Genomic DNA, 18110 nt, shown 5'->3' with positions numbered 1-18110 from the left:
TATAATGAATTTAATCACCCTACTTGGCCTGGTGGCTGCATTTTGTACCACCATCTCTTTTTTGCCGCAGGCTATTAAAACAATTCAAACAAAAAATACGAGTGGCATATCGCTTTCAATGTACACGCTATTTACGTTTGGTACTCTCGTCTGGTTCCTATATGGATTGTTAAGCCATAACCTCCCTATTAGCGTAGCCAATGGTATAACACTTTTATTTGCCTGTATTATTCTTTCGTATAAATTAAAGTATAAATAAAATTGGCGGTGGAGATCGATGTCCATGATAATATTAAACAACAACAATTTGAAATAAGCATTGGTGGCGAAGTAGCTACGCTTCAATATCGTTTCTATAAAAATGATGTAGCTCTCATGCACACGCATGTTCCTGAAAAATTAAAAGGTAAAGGCCTGGCAACTGCTTTGGCAAATTTTGGCTTGGAGTGGGCAAAGAGTCATAACAAAAAGGTAATGGTGTATTGCCCTTTTGTCGGAAGCTATTTGAAAAAGCACCCGGAATACAATTTCCTGGTGGACAAAAATTATGTGGGATGATTCTGTCACATATAGATTATACACAAGGAAACCTGTACAGTTAATAATTGCGATCAACTATTTTAAACTGCGGCTACGCATAATAGTTACTATGCCCCGCCAGGTATTCACCTTTATTCAAATTTAAATACCCTGAAGGAATGAGGCTTGAGAGTAATTGCAAAAGCATTGGTGCCATTGTCTTTTGGCTGAAACCACATTCTTTGCGGAACGCGGGAAGTTCCGGTAAAAGTTTCATTCGTTTGCAAATCAGTTAATTTCTTATAGTCTTTAGTGGTGATCACATTTATCTCTGTTGATTCTGGCAAAAATGATTCTACAACGCAGGTATTGTTATCATAAACATATATACTAACGTTAGCGCGGCCTTCTATTTGCACCTTCATCTGGCTACACAATGCTTTCCTTATTGTATTTAATGCTCCGGCGGGATAATGATAGAAATCGGCAAAATTATCAGGTATAGTTAATACATAAAATTTACCTTTTGAATAATCCGCTTCATGTAAAAGAGGCCATCCGTTGGGCCCGTCAATGGCTGATAACATCTCCCATGAATCATTGGTAAGGTAATCGATCTGTGGAATTAAAATAGGTTTTTCTGAATGCGCTGTTTTGCCAAAACCAACAATAAAATCCTTTACCAGGGCCTTCCTGTCAGTGTATCTTATTTCGGCAATATCTTCAATGCCCTTTCCCTGTAGTGCTCTTAATAATCCTGAAGTGATAATTACCGATTTACCCTGCACTAATTGCTTTTTTATCTTGCTGACAATGTCTTTGTCAAATGCCGCTTCTTCAGTTAATAAGATTACACTATCATCAGTGGGAAATTCAGGGCGCTCATCCATTGGCAACCCAATCATGCCCAGGTAATTTTGCAAAAAATCTTCACCAACTGCATGGTAAGGCCGGTAACTTTTTATGCCCACCGGCTTTCCTAATTTACCAAGAAATTTATCTACCGTTTCAAATGCATATCCCGCGGCCCTCGCAATAGTTGTTGGTTTGGCGGGCTCTCCACCATTAAGATTAACCGGTTTCATCATTTCATCAAAATCAAAACTGGTTTGTTGTCCCTGCCATGGTGCACGATCAGAAGGTATGATGGCTCGTGATAATTGAGAGAAATCGAACAGTGTTGTTTCAGGCGCTTTGGCAAAGCAGGTTATCCAAAGTTGTTCTGCATAGCGGTCGAAGTTGCCCATACCACCCGGATCTACCCATCCGCCACCATTACCGCCGGGCTTGATATTTGAAAAATAACGGAAGATGTTATAGCCGAGATATTGTTGTAAATGCTGGGCGCTGAATACCGCATCTCTTGTTTCTGTACCCGTGTAGATGCCGTCAAAAATTGAGGGTTCTTTTTCAAGGTTAAATCCTAAACCCTGGAAATGCTCGTACCAATTAGGAAACTTCACAATTATCTTTACTTTGGGATTTACTGCCTTGGCAGGGCCCACCACCAGGTTGTTCGCTGCATCTGTCATCAGTTGGAGCCGGTATTGCGTCCAGCTTCTTGCGCCTTTATCTTTTATGGCGCCATCGTCCTTACAATTAGTAAAAAAGAAATCATCCAGGATTACCTCATTAAAATTTCTAGCGGTGTATTCAGCAATTTCTTTGGCCCTTTTACGGTCTTCCGGATTACTATAGCAAAAAGTTTGGAAACGGTTACGTTCATTGATGGTAAAGGTGATACCTCCGGCAATTTCGATACCCCTGTCTTTGAAGAATTTTTTGGCAATATCCAGCGTATGTTGGTCAACAATTAAAAGATCGCGATGGGTTTCAAGATATACTTTATCTACTTTAAGCTGACGGGTTATTTCATCCCAAATGGGTTTAAGATAACCAGTGGTATCGTTCATCTTTTTTACTTCATACGCACGGCAATAAACGGACACTTTAAAGTTCTGATATTTTTGCGAATAGGCAGATACGTTAGTACACGAGAACAAAGCAATGCAAATAAAACGGGTGATTGTATTCATGGATTTTATTTAAGATTTATTACGAATAGATCTTTCAGAATATTGATGCTTATTTTGGAGAACACTCTATCAACCCTTTCCTTTCAGAAATAAAATCTAACGGGGCAAGCTTATAACTGCTAAACGTACTCTCACCCTCCGTTATCTTTATATTTGTATCAATCGGCGGATTTTCAAAAACCTGTATCTTGCCCGTTACGGGCCATTTAATTTCAATCCTTTCAATAGAAGCTGCCTGGCCAATACCAATATGCTGCTGCAAAGGATTAGAGCCAAAACTTCCGCCGGAATTTACATCCCTGTAAACCGATCTTTCTATATTATTCTCTTTAAACGTTACTTTTATTTTTGCGCCAATGGCCGGTTTGTTAGACACGGTTCCCTGCAGCGTCAGATTTATCCAGTGATTATGGTTTTGACCGGGGTTTAAATACAATGAATTTTCATAAGCATCTCCTTTATAGGCGCCTCCCATTTTTATATAGATATCTTCATTGCCGTCGTTGTTAAGATCAACAAAAGAAACGCCATGTCCCTTTTGTAGATTACCTACACGTGCCGATGTGGTAACATCAATAAAACTAACTCCATTCATATTTTTAAACAACTTATTTGGAACAGCAGATTTAAGCTGAGGGTTGCCGGTGCCAAGATAAAAATCGAGATAGCCGTCGTTATCAATGTCGCCAAAATTTGATCCCATCGCAAACGCGATTTTATTCAACCCAACTTTGGCAGATACATCTTCAAACGTTCCATCATGATTATTCCTGAATAAAAAAACTTTGCCCGCATTGTTCACAGCAGCTTGTGTTGCCTCGGCTCCCGCGTAATAAGCGAGGGATTCATTAAATTCATAACCGCATACAAGAATATCAAGCCAGCCGTCATTGTCATAATCAAAAAACCAGGTGGGAAAAGTGCGGGACCTGTTTTTGGTTAAGCCAGCTTGCTCGCTAACATCCGTAAATTTTATAGGGCCGTTTTTTACTGACTCATTTTTCAATAATATTTTCTTCCCGGTTAATGTTGAAATGAAGATATCTGTCAACCCATCATTATTGTAATCGCCGGATGTAACCCCTTTTACATAATCAGTTATTGCGCAACCAGCCTTAGCTGCCATTTCTGTAAAAGTGCCATTTTTATTGTTGATATATAATTCACATGGATGTGCTTCACCGCCGGTCGTTGTTTCATTGCCAATAAAAACATCCAGCCAGCCATCATTGTTAAAGTCTGCCCAGGTTGCTGTTTGTGTAGGATGAAAAGAAAGCATTCCGCTTTCTTTCGTAACATCTGTAAATGTTCCATTGCCATTGTTCCTTAATAAAGAATTCGGCGTCTGCCCATATTTCCCTCTCCATCCTCCCCGCAATACGAAAATATCTTTGAAACCATCATTGTTATAATCTGTTTGCATCATGTTTAAGCCGCCGGTTAAATACCCAAGCCCGGATGAATCTGATACATCCGTAAATGTGCCGTTACCATTATTCCTGTAATATCGCATCGGCTCGGTGAGTGACCAACTGCTCAAAACAATATCAGGATAATTATCATTATTAAAATCATCAATGATACAGCCGCCTGCCATGCATTTATAATTTAACCCGGCGTTTGCTGCCACGTCTCTGAAAGGTTTTACAAGGTGCATACTATCATCATTGGTTATTTTTAAAAGGAACTGAGGCGGCACTTCCTGCGGGTATCCGCCAGTGGTCATATAGGCAATATTCAGCAGCCATCGTGATTCCAAATCGCCGGGATTATCTCTTAATAAAGCTTTATATATTTCAATGGCTTTTTCCGAACCTGTTTTATTTTGATGCACACCGCCTTTTGAAATGGGGAATATGCACGATTCGGCGTTGTGCATGTTAATACAATTCATCCTTTCGCCCAACCTTAAATAAGTAATCGCCAGGTCTTTCATGATCGGTTGTCTTTGATCAATATAACCCCTGGGTATTTTATTCAGTACGTCCTGGAAAATATCAATCGCCTTTTGCTCTTGTCCCAACTCGAGGAGCGCATTTGCTTTTTTATCCAGCGCTGTTATTACCGCATTTTGATCACGTGAATTATTAACTACAGAATCGCAAAATTTCACCATTGCTTCGGGGGCAAAAGGATTTTCAGCGGTGTTACTATATTTTTCGCCGGCTTTTAAAAGATCAATCATCGCCTGGTTTGGCAGCGGCTTTTGCTTGCAGGAAATAAAACAGCACGACAATATTATGAGCAATTGGATGGGTAGGAGGCAGACTTTTACCCGGTGAAGTTTTCTGTCATTATATTTAAACAATAGTGATATAATAAACTTAGTTGTCATGTGCTTTAACTTAATACCGGGATAACATAAATGAGCAATATAAAAGCAAAATCAAACTGCGTGTATGCTATAAATATTCGGTGTCGATTTATTTCTTGTTAACCCGGAATACCCGCATTGAATCATTGTTTACTGCGGCGAGTATTAATTTTTCTCCATTCGCTAATTTGATAAGTGCCATATCTTTTACGTCTCCTTTTATAATAAAACCACTTTGCACAGGAGAAACACTTGTGAATGTCTTCATGCTGTTGCCCTTCAAAAAACAACCATACGATGCATCGTATCTGCCGGTCACTACATCCGATTGATAATCATTCCCTGCAAGTATGAGATCTTTGTGACCATCCCCATCGAGGTCGTTGCAAATGATAGCATTTACCGGTGCAAATTGTGCTTCCATCGGTAAAGGGTGTTGTACGAATTTTCCATTGCCTATATTCTCGAACCAACAACTTTGTGTTTCATCGCATTCGAGTTTCAGCATATCGTCTTTTGATTTTCCGCTGAAAAAATCGTCATAAGTTGCATCAGCGTAATCTTTATAAAGTAGAAATTTCTTTTTTATGCCGGGCACCTGCTCAGCAAGCTGATCGCGGCCGATTCCGGGGAACGATTGTTTTTTACCTTCTTTATTCTTTATATAATAAAACATAATGGGATCTATGGTGCCATTGCCATCCATGTCTGAGGCAAACAATTGAATAGGTTCTGCCGGAGTGGCCTGGTATTCGCAGTTCAGGCCAAGATTGCCTGCTACAAGGTCAATGTCTCCATCGTTATCGATATCAGTTGCAATAAGGCTGCGCCACATGCCATTTGTGTGCGTGAGTCCACTGGAGTCGGTTACTTCCTTTAATATGCCGCGATTATTTTTAAAGAACCTTATCGGCATCCATTCACCTGCAATAACAAGATCCAGCTGCTTATCATTATCAAAATCTGTCCATACAGCCGAAGTAACCATGCCCGGTTTTTGTAAGGCCGGGCAAACCTTTGCAGTTACATCTGTAAAGATTCCTTTATTGTTTTGCAAAATGAAACTTTTGGGAGACAGGGGATACGTTTTGGAAACTCTTCCTCCGATAAATAAGTCCGGTTGCCCGTCACCGTTATAATCGCCTGCGGTTACACAACCTGCTATTGTTCTTACATCCGAAGGAATGGCATTGGGACTCAATTTAAAATTTCCCTTCCCATCGTTTAGGTATAAGCGCGGTTTATAAAAAGGCGAATTTTCTTCATATTGTACATCCCCGGAGGTAACAAGCAAATCAAGATCTCCGTCGCCATCAGCGTCAAATAAAATACAACCCATATCTTCCTCCATCTTGATACTGTCAGTAAGATTCTTCGAAATAAATGTTTGTGCCGGTTGTTGTGTAAATATTTTTCCGGAAAAATTAAAGGCTCCGCCGATGAAGAAATCTGTCAGTCCGTCGTTATCAATATCGCCAGTCGCTATGAACGGGCCAAGCTGTGAATATTTGTGGGGTAGTAATACCTGGGTAGCAAAGTCGTTAAAAATATTTTCATGATGTTGGTATACAATTCCTGAAGCACCTGTAACATCTGAAAATAGGGGAGTTGTTTTTGTGGTGCTGGCGATCTCGTTTTGAGTGGCATCCTTCCAGGAAAGAACCATGAATGTATCGGCATTTATGTTCCTTATTACCTGCTTTTTATTATCAGGCCAAATGGCTACAAGTGAATCAACACGCTTGTCGCTGCCAAGGCCAAATAATAGTTGCCGGTCTACCGTTGAAAAATATCCGCGAACCGGATTTTCTTCCTGCATTTGAATCCTTCCATGATTATATACATAAACTTTTGTTCCGAATGCACGTGTATTCAAACTATCTCCCTGCAACTGCAGGCTTAAAAAATGATTTTGCGCTGGCTTGTTTTTTTGATTTGTATTGTTGATAAAAACGAAGGCCTCCTGGTCAATATTATTTACCACGAGGTCAAGATCTCCATCATTATCTAGATCAACATAAGCTGCTCCATTCGACATACCGGGTTTATTAATGCCGGCAATTTCTGACGCATCAGCGAATGTGTAGTTGCCTTTGTTCAGGTATAAATAATTGGGAAGATTAACGTGATTTAATGAAGCAAGTTTTTCCCGGATTGTTTTTTCCTGCTCCTGTCGTGTTTGGTTGCTGCTAAATATTTTATTGCTAAACGCCAGGAAATCTTCATCGATAAAATCACGCCCGATACCGTTTGTAATATGCATATCCTTCCAGCCATCATTATTGAAATCTGCCAACAACACACTCCAACTCCAATCAGTAGCTTCAATTCCAGCCAGCTGCCCTATTTCACTGAAAAAAGGTATACTGGTATCTCCCGAACTGTAAGAACCATTATTGAGCTGGAGCATGTTCCGCATAAATTCCGGTTCATAACCCATGGCCCGTTCAGCCTGGTACCTTTCATAATTCATAAAAGAAAAGGCTGTCTTTTTTCTTTCGTTTGATTCCGGCAGCATATCCAGTGTAACAACATCGGGTAGTCCATCATCGTTTATATCGCCTGCATCCGCCCCCATGCTAGAGTAACTCTGGTGTTGTAAGGATTCACTTATTGTATTGGTAAAGGTTCCGTTGCGGTTATTGAGCCACAATTCATCATTGCTCAAAAAATCATTGGCCACATAAATATCAGGCCACCCGTCATTGTTAAAATCACTAACGGTTACGCCTAGCCCATAACCATCTTCCTTGATATTAGCCTGCAACGTTACATCATGAAAAACCGGGTGGTCAGTTCCGGGTGCGATTCCGTCATTTCTATAAAGCCGGTCATTGGCAAGTGATCTTCCACTTCTGTCACGTGGAAAAATCGTATTTCCGTTTTTGCTGCTCAACAGGTAATTGGTTAGATACATATCAAGATCGCCGTCCTTATCGTAATCAAGAAAAACTGCCTGGGTAGAATTGCCCATATCCGCAAGTCCATACTCCGCAGCTTCTTCTTTGAACGTAAGGTTGTGCTGATTAATAAATAAGAGATTTTTTGAACGGTGCATCAAATCTTTTCCAAATACGCAAACATATATATCATCATAACCATCATTATTAATATCAACGATACTAACTCCCGTGCACCAAACATCCGTTTTAAGACCTGCTTTTTCAGTGATATCTTCAAACTGGTTGTTCCCCTTATTTATGTATAGCCTGCAGCTGGTCTGATTGCCTGAAAAGAAAATGTCTTTTAAACCATCATTATTAAAGTCGCCGATACCAACGCCGCCGCCCATGTAGCCAAACTCATTAATGAAAGAGCGGGAAGAATCGTTATCGCGAACATCGTTACTGAAATGAATACCCGATACTGCACTACTGAGTTGGGTGAATAGAGTGTCTTTTTGCTTGTGAATACACGAAGTAAAAAAAGTAATCGCTGTAAAAAAAACAAAATAGGTCCAATAATCAAGTCTCGGTTTCATGCAATTGCAAGTTATTCTTTTAATAAATCGATTAGCTAACAATACTGTCATTTCAAAATACAAAAAGGCAAAAAAATAGAGGCTATACAAATAGCCTCTATGTAATAAAGTTGTACCAACTTATTTTAGTAAAGGATTGGCGGCAATTTCACTTGCCGGAATTGGAAACAAGGCAACCTGTCCAGGTTTTGGATCAGGCCTGATTGACGGGTAATAACCTTTAGCCCTCCACCTTAACATATCAATATTATTGACTTCTTCGGCCGCTAACTCTACAGCTCTTTCATGCATCACCGCTGCAATTGCCTCATTTTTTGTTGTTAGCACCACCGGAGGCATATTTACACTTGGCCGTGCACGCACTTCATTAATGTAACTAGCTGCCTGGGCAGGACTTCCGATTTCAGCTTCGCATTCAGCAAGCATTAGGAGCACATCTGCATAGCGTATTAGTCGCTGATTAATACCATCCGGATGAAAGCCATCATCAGTCCAGTCCAGCACGGAATATTTACGAAATACCCTCTTCTTCATCACACCGTTATGATCACTTTGTGCCACATTCATGCCATCTTCGGTAAGCGCCACGCCAGCGGCTGTTCCTCCCATGGTTAATATCTTATCGCCGGATTCATAGAAAGTATATTTATACCTTGGATCACCCGGTTCAAACTCATCAAGAATTTGTTTGGAAGGGACGACATTACCCCAAACAATTCCATACTCCTGGCTACGCATTATGCTTGCATCGGCCGTAGCACCTTCACCCGTGTATCCCCAGTTAAAGTTGTCATCTCCTTTATCAAAAAAAGCGACTTCAAAAACTGACTCTGAATTAAACTCATGTTCTGTCCCATTTAACTGGGAACCCCCAAGTGCAACGTCCCCATCAAAATTATCAGAAAAATTAGGCACAAGGCTATACTTGCCGTAAACCTGCAAAAGCGCCTGTTTAGCGGAAGTATAATCTCCCTTTTGCATTTCAACTTTCCCCAACAGAGCGTTCGCGGCGCCCTTTGTTGCCCGTCCCTGTTGAGCAGCAGTTACTGGCAATTTTGAAACTGCATCGGTCAGGTCACTTATAATTAATGTATATACGTCAGCAGCAGGCGATTTAGCTTTGTAGCCTGTAGCAGACGCAACAGGTTCGGTATAAAGCGGAACATCACCCCACATAGTTACAAGTTCAAAATATGCCCATGCTCTTAAAAATTCGGCTTCGCCAACAGTCACATCTCTAAGTGCTGCGTTGTCGGTTACATCTGGCGCTTTTGTAATAACAAGGTTGGCCCTGTTAATCATCTGATAAGTACCATTCCAAACGCTTGTCATTACCGCGTTAGAAGGCGAGGGAGCAGGTTGTTTTAACAGCTCCGCTCTCGGCTGCTCCAATTGAGCGCCACCGGCGCCGGTTTCACTGCCTCTCATATCATGCGTGAAGAACCATTCACGGCCGACCAGGTTGCCCGCACGTAAACTGGAATATACAGCATCTACACCATTCTGGAGCTCGGCAGCAGTCTTAAAATAACTCTCAGTGGTCGGGTTATTTTGGTCAGTTGTATTTAGCCTTTTATTACAGGCAACTATCACGGCTGCTCCCAGGATAGTCGCAATAATCAGCATTTTCATATTTCGATTCATAATATTATTTTTCATAAAAAATTTGCTTTACTTTTTTTAAAAATTTGCAGTGATACCAACCTGGTAAGCTTTTGGCTGAGGATATACAGCATAGTCAATACCATTGGTCAATGATGAAGAGCCAGGCGCCCTGTTACCAACTTCAGGATCGAAACCAGTATATTTTGTAAATGTCAGTATATTTTGAGCTGAGACATAAATTCTGAAATTGGAAACAATTCCTTTTGTGATGGACTGTAAAGATTTGTCCGGAATTGTATAGCTTAACATGACATTTTTCAAGCGCAGATAAGAACCATCCTCAAGAAAACGATTTGATGGGCGTGCATTCTGATTTGGATCAGAAGAAATTGCACGGGGAACATCAGTATTCGTGTTAGTAGGCGTCCATGCGTTCAATACTTTAGTGCCGGCATTAAAGAAACGAACCATACCTTCGGTAGTTGTTCTCAACGCATTGTATATTTTGTTGCCTTGCACACCTTGCAAGAATACTGACAACCCGAAATTTTTATAATTCGCCCCGACGTTTAATGAATAGGTAAACTTAGGAATAAAGCTGCCCAAAAATGTGCGATCTTTATTGTCAATAACGCCATCACCGTTTAAGTCCTTGAATTTAATATCCCCGGGACCCGTTCCAGCGGTCTGGGTAGCATGTTTGTTAACCTCATCCTGTGTCTGAAAAATACCTTCCATAACCCAGCCATAATAGGATTGAATAGAATGACCCGGTGCAGTGTTAGTAACATTGTACCCCTCGGTAAGGTCTACGTCAGAACCTGCTTCAATATTTGCTACACCGGGTGCTAAAGAAAGCACCTTATTTGTAATTATACTTATGTTGCTGGAAGCATTCCATTGAAAATCTCCGTGCCTGTCATTGTAGCCCAATTGCACTTCAAATCCATTGTTTCTCATAGCAGCAATATTTTGATTTACCGTAGTGGTTAAATACCCCACTGACGGCGGAAGAGGAACCGCTAATATCAGGTTATCTGTTTTGCGTTGATAGTACTCAGCAGATAAAGTGAATGCATTATGCAGTAAACCCAAATCAAGGCCTATATTCAACTGCTTTGTTTTTTCCCAGTTCAAATCAAGGTTGCCGAGACGCTGGATTGACGAGGCAGGGCCACTGTTGATTGAATTGCCAAAAGGATAGTAAGCACTATTCGCATTAACACTAACCAGCCATGGATAATTGCCCAGATTTGTTCCGTTCAGGCCAGTGATTCCATATCCAGCCCGCAATTTCAACTCCGAAATTTTAGGCATGTTTTTCATAAATTCTTCCTGGTCAATTCTCCAGCCTATAGAACCTGATGGAAAAGTCTGCCATTTTTTACCTGGCGCCCAAACTGAGAGACCGTCACGGCGAATAGCGCCGCTCAATAAATATTTTCCTTTAAAATCATAATTAATACGGCCAATGTAGGATATAATACTATTTTCAGCTATGAGTGTCTGAACGAAGGTATTACTTGCATTATTCAGCGTTTGAAGTTGATTTGACGACTGTTTGCCGTTTGCATTCTCGTTACGTGTCTTTTGGCCCTGGTATTCATATACTGCAATTGCATTAACATGGTGGTCACCAAAAGATTTATCAAATGTAAGCTGCTGCGTATATAATTGAACAGTGGAAATAGCCCTGTTATTCGTAATAGTCGCCAATATTGCACTGGAACCGGCAACGGTACCACTGTCATTAAATATGGGAGAAAACCGATAGTCCAGCCCATTCGAATAATCAATCCCAAAAGTTGATCGGAATTTTAGCCAGTTTGTAAAATTGACTTCCAGGTAAGCTGTTCCTAAAATCTTTGCAGTTTTTCTACTGCCGGGATTTTTTACCTTGGCATCTTCTATCGGGTTGGTTGGATCGCCACCATCCAGCACTGAATTTACTCCTCTAAACCCATCGGACGTAGTAGGATCGTATACCGGCATATAAGGCATCATCTTGATCACGTTAACCAAATTGGACCTGGTGCCTGTTTCGTTATTATCATAAGCCTGGTCGGCAAAAGCTGCATAAAGATTTTCACCAAAGGTGAATACTTTGCTGATTTTGTGGTCTGAATTAATACGGAAATTATAACGCTTATATCCCACTGTAGGCGTTGTACCTGTTTGGTCAAAATAACCCGCAGAAGTATAGAACCGCGACACGTCGTTACCGCCGCTCAAACCTATGTTGGTTTGCGTCATAGCTCCTGTTTTAAAGTAAGCGTCCTGCCAATCAGTAACATTATTGCCGTAGGTTGTAGAAGCGCCCTGGTATATGGGAGTATTAACCCAGGGATCCATTCGTCTGCCTACCTTGCTGCCTCTATAGGCAAGTGCATATTGGTCAAATTGCGACGGATTCAGTATGCTGAGCCTTTTTGTTACGTCCTGGGTTCCATAATAAGAATCAAGGCTAACATGCAATTTTCCATCTCTTTTGCCTTTTTTGGTGGTGATCATGATTACACCATTCGTAGCTCTCGAACCATAAATGGCGGCAGCAGATGCATCTTTCAAAACATCCACGGATTCGATGTCCCTTGTATCGAATGTGGCCAGGTCACCGGTAGGAAATCCATCGATAACATATAATGGATTTGAGGCATAAGATATAGAACTGATCCCTCTTATGGCAACAAGTGGTTCTGTTCCCGGGCTTCCGTTGTTTGTGACCGAAAGGCCGGGCACACGCCCCTGAAGCGCCTGCTGTATACTAGCAACAGGGAGTTCTGATATCGTTTTACTGTTTACAGTTGATACTGCACCTGTTACCGAAGTGCGTTTTTGGGTTCCGTAACCCACCACTACAACATCTCCAAGGATAGTCTCAACCGGTTTCAACGACGGGCTGATAGTTGTTTGGGCACCGAGAATGACCTCAAGCGGGGCCATGTTAAGGGAAGAAAATTGTAGGACTTTGGCATTACTCGGAACTGTCAGGCTATAGTTACCATCGGCATCTGTAACAGTACCGGTTTGGGTTCCCTTAACTACCACCGACGCTTTTTGAATCGGATTTCCATTGTTATCAGTCACCTTGCCCGAAATTTTCTTTTGGGCCGTAGCGATAAATGAAAAGGATAAAAAAAAGATTAACGCAAATGCCTGCTTTACTAAGCAGATTGTTAGATTTCTCATACGCAAAAGTTGATTTAAAATGTTAATGTTTGATGAAATTATGGAAAATTTTCAAAAAAAAATAAACCGATTACATTTTTTTATTAACAATGTTGGCAATTTTACTTAATAAGTGTTGCAATGGACGATTTGAGGACTTCTGGTTTCACAATTTTGGGAATAAGAATTTGAAGTTGAAAGGGTCCTTTGGTCCAAGCCTGCATTGAAGGTTATTATTGCATCGGAGGCTAATCTTTCTGATTATTTTGCAGAAGCAGTTTAAATTGGTTAATCATTTTTGGTAACACAATCGATTGTAATAATATTTTCCAAAATGGGTCGCTAAAAAGAATTTATTTTATGTTGACAACTGCCAATGAACCTATCAGTATTATAAGCGTTAACAATCCTTTGCAGTTGACTGATTCGCCTCATGGACTTCATGTTCCCGTTTCTTTTTTTTGCATTTAATAGCCGTGATTTTAGGTTTTCTGATGTAAGTAATTATAAAGTTGCCACGGCCTGGTATTTTACCTATAAATGCAGGTAGACATATGAGAAATTGCGGATCATTTCATATTAAATTTCCGGGCAATCCAGTTGTTTATTTGATATCAATATGTCATTTTAGAAAGCTTTTTAATCGTATTTGCAGTGAGATACGAATTGTGCCACGGAACTAAAATGAATTGACCGCGCAACCGGTTGCAAATTGGCCATTTAATTGGGCGATGGCCATGGAACCTATTCATTTCAATTTTGAATTTTATTCATCTGTTCTGAAAGGCGCCGCTGGCAAACCTTCCTTGTTAATTAAGTTTGGATTAACCGGATCATCTGCCCAGGCATATCGCACATATTTAGGATCGGGCACATCTTTATTCGACACAATTATTGTGGAGCCATCTACATGTGCATCTGCCCAAACAAACTTTTTACCGTCTCCGGCAATGGCAAATTCCTGCGGAACTTCACCGTCATTTGTTGTTAAACCACTACCTGTATGTGTAAAGGAAACAATTATTTTATTGCCCTGAATACTTTGGGATTGATATAACGGACCGGAGTAAACGATGTCTTCTCCATAGGCTAATTTTTCTGCCGCCAATGCCAGACGGTCACCAACCGGCTTCTTGCGGTCAGGATGAATATCGTTCCATTCGCCTATATCAATGGCTACTGCCATGGCTGTATTAGCAACTGATAAAGATTTTGCCTGCGCTTCTCTGAAAGTTGCCCACTGACTTTCGGTAGGCAAATAATTATAGTCGCCAAAGCCGGGAAGTTGAACAAACAGAAATGGAATGATGCCCTCTTTCCATTTACTGCGCCAATCATTGATCATTGCAGGTTGTAGTTTTGCATATTCGGCAGCCTTGCCTGTATTGCTTTCGCCCTGGTACCACACAAAACCTTTGATGGTATAGCCAACTAACGGGGCAATCATAGTATTATACAAAGCTGTCGGCTGGTTTTGCAAGGCAATGCCAAATCCTCCAAAACCATGACCGGGCGTATTTATCAATCCGACTTTATATTGCCAATAGCCGGTTAAATCAATGGTATCATTGCCTGCGATTAATTCATAGGGTTTGTCCGGAACAAAACCACCTTTCCCAAAATTGTTGGTTACACGAACTACAAAAAGATTTTTGCCAGGTTTTAAAACTCCCTCTGGAACCGGGTAACGGCGCTGCGGGTACATATAACCGGTAGAACCCACTTTTGTACCGTTAATGTATAGTTCATCCGCATCTACAATGCGGCCGAGAAATACCTTAGCGGGAAGGCTAGTCATAGATGCAGGCACCTCGATTTCTCTGCGAAACCACACAACACCATTCAAGCCTTTCGCACCTTCGTCTGCCCAAAAACCGGGGATGGCAATGCGATGCCATTCTTTCGGCGTGTAAGAAGGAGCAAACCATTTTTCGGTCATGCCCTTATCTTCAGGATGTGGCATAGATCTCATAGCCGCTGATGCTTTTCTATTAGTTTCGTTTACATAAGCGGAGTCTTTATTTTTTTCAATTGTACTAAGTATAGAGGGAAAATCTTTGAAACTCTCTTCGCTCATCATAGATTCGATAGGTACACCGCCCCAACTCGCATTGATGATGCCGATGGGCACGTGATATTTTGCATATAATGCTTTTGCAAAGAAGTAGGCCACCGCTGAAAATTCTTTTACATCCGAAGGATTCGCCCATTTCCATGAGCCACCTGGCAAATCTGTTTGCGGGCCTTGTAAGTTAGTTGTATTTGGAACCCAGAATTGTCTTATTTCCGGATAGTTTGCGCTTGCAATTTCATCGGCATAACGTACGCCATGTAATATCATTTGATGTACCATATTAGATTGCCCGGCACACAACCATACGTCACCTAACAATATATCATGCAACGTGATTTCATTTTTACCGGAAATATTCATGGTATAGGGACCTCCGGCTTTCATAGGTGGCAACTGCAACGCCCATTTCCCATCACCGCCTGCTTTTGTTTTATATGTTTTACCGTTAAACTTAACGCTTACCTTTTCGCCTCTTGAAGCCCATCCCCAGATGTTGATTTTCGCGTGGCGTTGAAGAATCATGCTGTCTCTTATAAACTGTGGCAGCTTCACCTGGGCTTTTACAGAGTAAGTTGCCACCAAACAAAAACAAACCGTAAAAATTTTTCTGGTAAATTTCATCGAGATATTATTTAATCTTTTTAACAAATTCAGTCGAACCATAACGGGCTAATTCAAAGCCCGCAACATTCCTCTTATCATCTTTTATAAAATGCATTTTGTAGAAGGAAGAATTGAGATAGAAATCGGTTTCGGATGCCGCAAACAACCTAAAATAATTTTTGCCTATGCTAACAGCAAGTGCATTGTTTTCCATTTTTAGTTCTATCTGCATTCCATTGTTAAGTTTATAGGTGCCGGTATATTGGTTAAGTATGTTGGATGGCAGTTCGAGTGACGGGCGTTTAAACACAAATTGCAGTCCTCTTGCATATCCTTCACCTTTAGTTCCTGAATGTCCGGTGTTTTCTAAAACCATGCTCTCCATTTGCAACTTTGTATAATGGCGATTATTTAAAAATAATGTGAGCTTTTCAAAACCCGGAACACTTAACTCTACACCACCCACACACATAAATAATTTTGCTGGAGGGTTGGATGGCACGGCGTGATATTGTTCTTCATACTTATACAAAACATTATTGTCCCAGGTAAATGCAGGGCTTGCGGCAACATAACGGTTAAACATAGACGAATGTGTGAACAGAGTATACATAGTAAATAAGCCACCGAGTGAACAACCGACTAAGGTTTTGTCATTTATATCAACGCGGTAATCGTTTTCTACAACGGGAAAGATCTCATTTTGTATAACTGAGAGGAATTTATCTGCTCCGCCACTTTGGGGTAATTGCTTTTCGCTGGTGGGTGTATAGTCTCTCGCTCTTAAGCTGTCAGGATTGGGATGATCGCCGCCCCATGTAATACCAACAATGATTACTTCCGGAATAAAACCATCAAAATATTGTTCTCCATATAATGCGGTTAATAATGGAAAATCCCATTGCGAATCCATTAAGTAAACAACAGGATATTTTTTATTGCTCTTAGCATAGCCGGCAGGTAACGAAATTTGCAAAACATATTCTTGTCCGTTTATTATTTTCGACGTGATTTCTTTAGTTTGTGAACCGGGAATAGTTACTTCAGTTGTTTGACTGAATGAAACTGATGCAAGCGACGTTGTTAATAAGAGAAATAAATAGCGTTTCATGTATTTTATTTTTAGACCTAACAGTTTTTTAAAGCCGTTTATGTCATTCATTAAATTTTCAAATCATTATAGGGATTGATTGTTTTGATGAAGCCATTCTCATCGTATTGAATCTTTGCAACCTTAATGCTTCGTAGATGCGTTATGCCTTTGCTTAAGCTGCTGTCGTGATAAAACAAATACCATTCGTTGTTGAACTCAACAATAGAATGATGGGAGGTCCAACCCACAACGGGATTTAAAATTCTGCCGGCATAGGTAAAAGGGCCGTACGGATTATCACCAATCGCGTAACAAATGAAATGCGTGTCGCCGGTTGAATAGGAGAAATAATATTTGCCATTGCGTTTATGCATCCACGATGCTTCAAAAAATCTTCTTTCATTATCGCCCTGCAATAATGCTTTTCCATTTTTATCTACTATCAAAACGTCTTTAGGTGTTTCATCAAATTGCAATAAGTCATTCGTAAGTTTTGCGACTTTAGCGCAGAGTGCCGGTTCATCATTTGCCGGCAAATGTGCTGTCGGACTTTCTTCCCGTGTTGCATCAAATGTTCCTGCTCGCCAACGTTGCAGCTGTCCGCCCCAGATACCTCCGAAATACATGTAATAACTGCCATCTTCATCTTTAAAAACGGCAGGGTCGATTGAAAAACTGTTTTTAATAGCTTCGGGCTCTGCTTCAAACGGACCAACTGGTGAATCGCTGATTGCTACACCAATTCTAAAAATGCCATCATAATCTTTTGCCGGAAAGAATAAATAGTACTTGCCATCCTTTTCATTGGCATCCGGCGCCCACATTTGTTTTTCAGCCCAGGGAACCTCTTTTACGTGTAAGGCTATGCCGTTATCTTTTGCTTCACTGGATAGTGAATCCATTGAAATTACATGATAGTCTTCCATCGCGAAATGACTTCCGAGATCATCAAAAGCCTCGCCCGCATCTACATCATGTGATGGATAGATGTAGATCTTTCCGTTAAATATATGTGCAGACGGATCAGCAGTGTAGATGTTTGTGATTAATGGTTGTGATATAGCTTTTTGATTCAATTCATCAAAGTCGATGTGTTGTATGTTGTCTTCGGGCATATTTGAAGCTTTTGGATAAATCTAACAGTTTTCAAAAACCTGTTAGGTTTAATAGATGTTATTTACTTCTTTTTTGTTTTAAATCACTTTCAATTTGTACTT

The 18110-nt window shown here is 40.6% G+C and carries 10 protein-coding genes; 2 read left to right on the top strand and 8 right to left on the bottom strand.

The features are described from left to right. Positions 1–259 (top strand): SemiSWEET transporter (locus tag ACO1O5_RS21775; RefSeq protein WP_486274052.1); only part of this gene is annotated, 259 nt, incomplete at its 5' end. 8 nt (positions 260–267) lie between these two features. Next, positions 268–558: a GNAT family N-acetyltransferase gene (locus tag ACO1O5_RS21770; RefSeq protein ID WP_486274054.1), complete on the top strand. Its 291-nt coding sequence runs from the start codon at positions 268–270 to the stop codon at positions 556–558. Positions 559–671: 113 nt separating this feature from the next. Here the strand turns inward: ACO1O5_RS21770 and ACO1O5_RS21765 are convergent, their stop codons facing one another. The 8 genes from ACO1O5_RS21765 to ACO1O5_RS21730 all read right to left on the bottom strand — a co-directional run bounded on the left by ACO1O5_RS21765 (position 672) and on the right by ACO1O5_RS21730 (position 18008). Then, entirely contained in the window at positions 672–2555 is a 1884-nt protein-coding gene (locus ACO1O5_RS21765) for a hypothetical protein (RefSeq protein ID WP_486274050.1), read from the bottom strand. A 49-nt stretch (positions 2556–2604) separates the two neighbouring features. Beyond that, positions 2605–4890, bottom strand: coding sequence for an FG-GAP-like repeat-containing protein (locus ACO1O5_RS21760; protein WP_486274048.1), 2286 nt, complete (start codon positions 4888–4890; stop codon positions 2605–2607). A gap of 88 nt (positions 4891–4978) precedes the next feature. Beyond that, a complete protein-coding gene (locus ACO1O5_RS21755; protein WP_486274046.1) occupies positions 4979–8350 on the bottom strand; it encodes a VCBS repeat-containing protein in 3372 nt (1123 codons plus the stop codon). Positions 8351–8470: 120 nt separating this feature from the next. Further along, a complete protein-coding gene (locus ACO1O5_RS21750; RefSeq protein ID WP_486274044.1) occupies positions 8471–9994 on the bottom strand; it encodes a RagB/SusD family nutrient uptake outer membrane protein in 1524 nt (507 codons plus the stop codon). A gap of 36 nt (positions 9995–10030) precedes the next feature. Beyond that, entirely contained in the window at positions 10031–13144 is a 3114-nt protein-coding gene (locus ACO1O5_RS21745; protein WP_486274042.1) for a SusC/RagA family TonB-linked outer membrane protein, read from the bottom strand. Between the two features lie 745 nt (positions 13145–13889). Then, the gene (locus ACO1O5_RS21740) at positions 13890–15818 is read right to left on the bottom strand and encodes a sialate O-acetylesterase (RefSeq protein WP_486274040.1); all 1929 of its coding nucleotides are present in this window, start codon (positions 15816–15818) and stop codon (positions 13890–13892) included. Between the two features lie 7 nt (positions 15819–15825). Next, complete coding sequence (locus tag ACO1O5_RS21735) at positions 15826–16911, bottom strand: alpha/beta hydrolase-fold protein (protein WP_486274038.1); 1086 nt, start codon at positions 16909–16911, stop codon at positions 15826–15828. A gap of 50 nt (positions 16912–16961) precedes the next feature. After that, complete coding sequence (locus tag ACO1O5_RS21730) at positions 16962–18008, bottom strand: glycoside hydrolase family 43 protein (RefSeq protein ID WP_486274036.1); 1047 nt, start codon at positions 18006–18008, stop codon at positions 16962–16964. Between the last annotated feature and the right edge of the window lie 102 nt (positions 18009–18110).

The sequence above is a fragment of the Ginsengibacter sp. genome, from assembly GCF_057362405.1.
This window is presented reverse-complemented; position numbering and strand designations above follow the sequence as displayed.

Bases quoted from the DNA above. Each gene is read 5' to 3' on its own strand.
- ACO1O5_RS21765 (WP_486274050.1), bottom strand. From the start codon at position 2,555: ATGAATACAATCACCCGTTTTATTTGCATTGCTTTGTTCTCGTGTACT.
- ACO1O5_RS21760 (WP_486274048.1), bottom strand. From the start codon at position 4,890: ATGACAACTAAGTTTATTATATCACTATTGTTTAAATATAATGACAGA.
- ACO1O5_RS21755 (WP_486274046.1), bottom strand. From the start codon at position 8,350: ATGAAACCGAGACTTGATTATTGGACCTATTTTGTTTTTTTTACAGCG.
- ACO1O5_RS21750 (WP_486274044.1), bottom strand. From the start codon at position 9,994: ATGAATCGAAATATGAAAATGCTGATTATTGCGACTATCCTGGGAGCA.
- ACO1O5_RS21745 (WP_486274042.1), bottom strand. From the start codon at position 13,144: ATGAGAAATCTAACAATCTGCTTAGTAAAGCAGGCATTTGCGTTAATC.
- ACO1O5_RS21740 (WP_486274040.1), bottom strand. From the start codon at position 15,818: ATGAAATTTACCAGAAAAATTTTTACGGTTTGTTTTTGTTTGGTGGCA.
- ACO1O5_RS21735 (WP_486274038.1), bottom strand. From the start codon at position 16,911: ATGAAACGCTATTTATTTCTCTTATTAACAACGTCGCTTGCATCAGTT.
- ACO1O5_RS21730 (WP_486274036.1), bottom strand. From the start codon at position 18,008: ATGCCCGAAGACAACATACAACACATCGACTTTGATGAATTGAATCAA.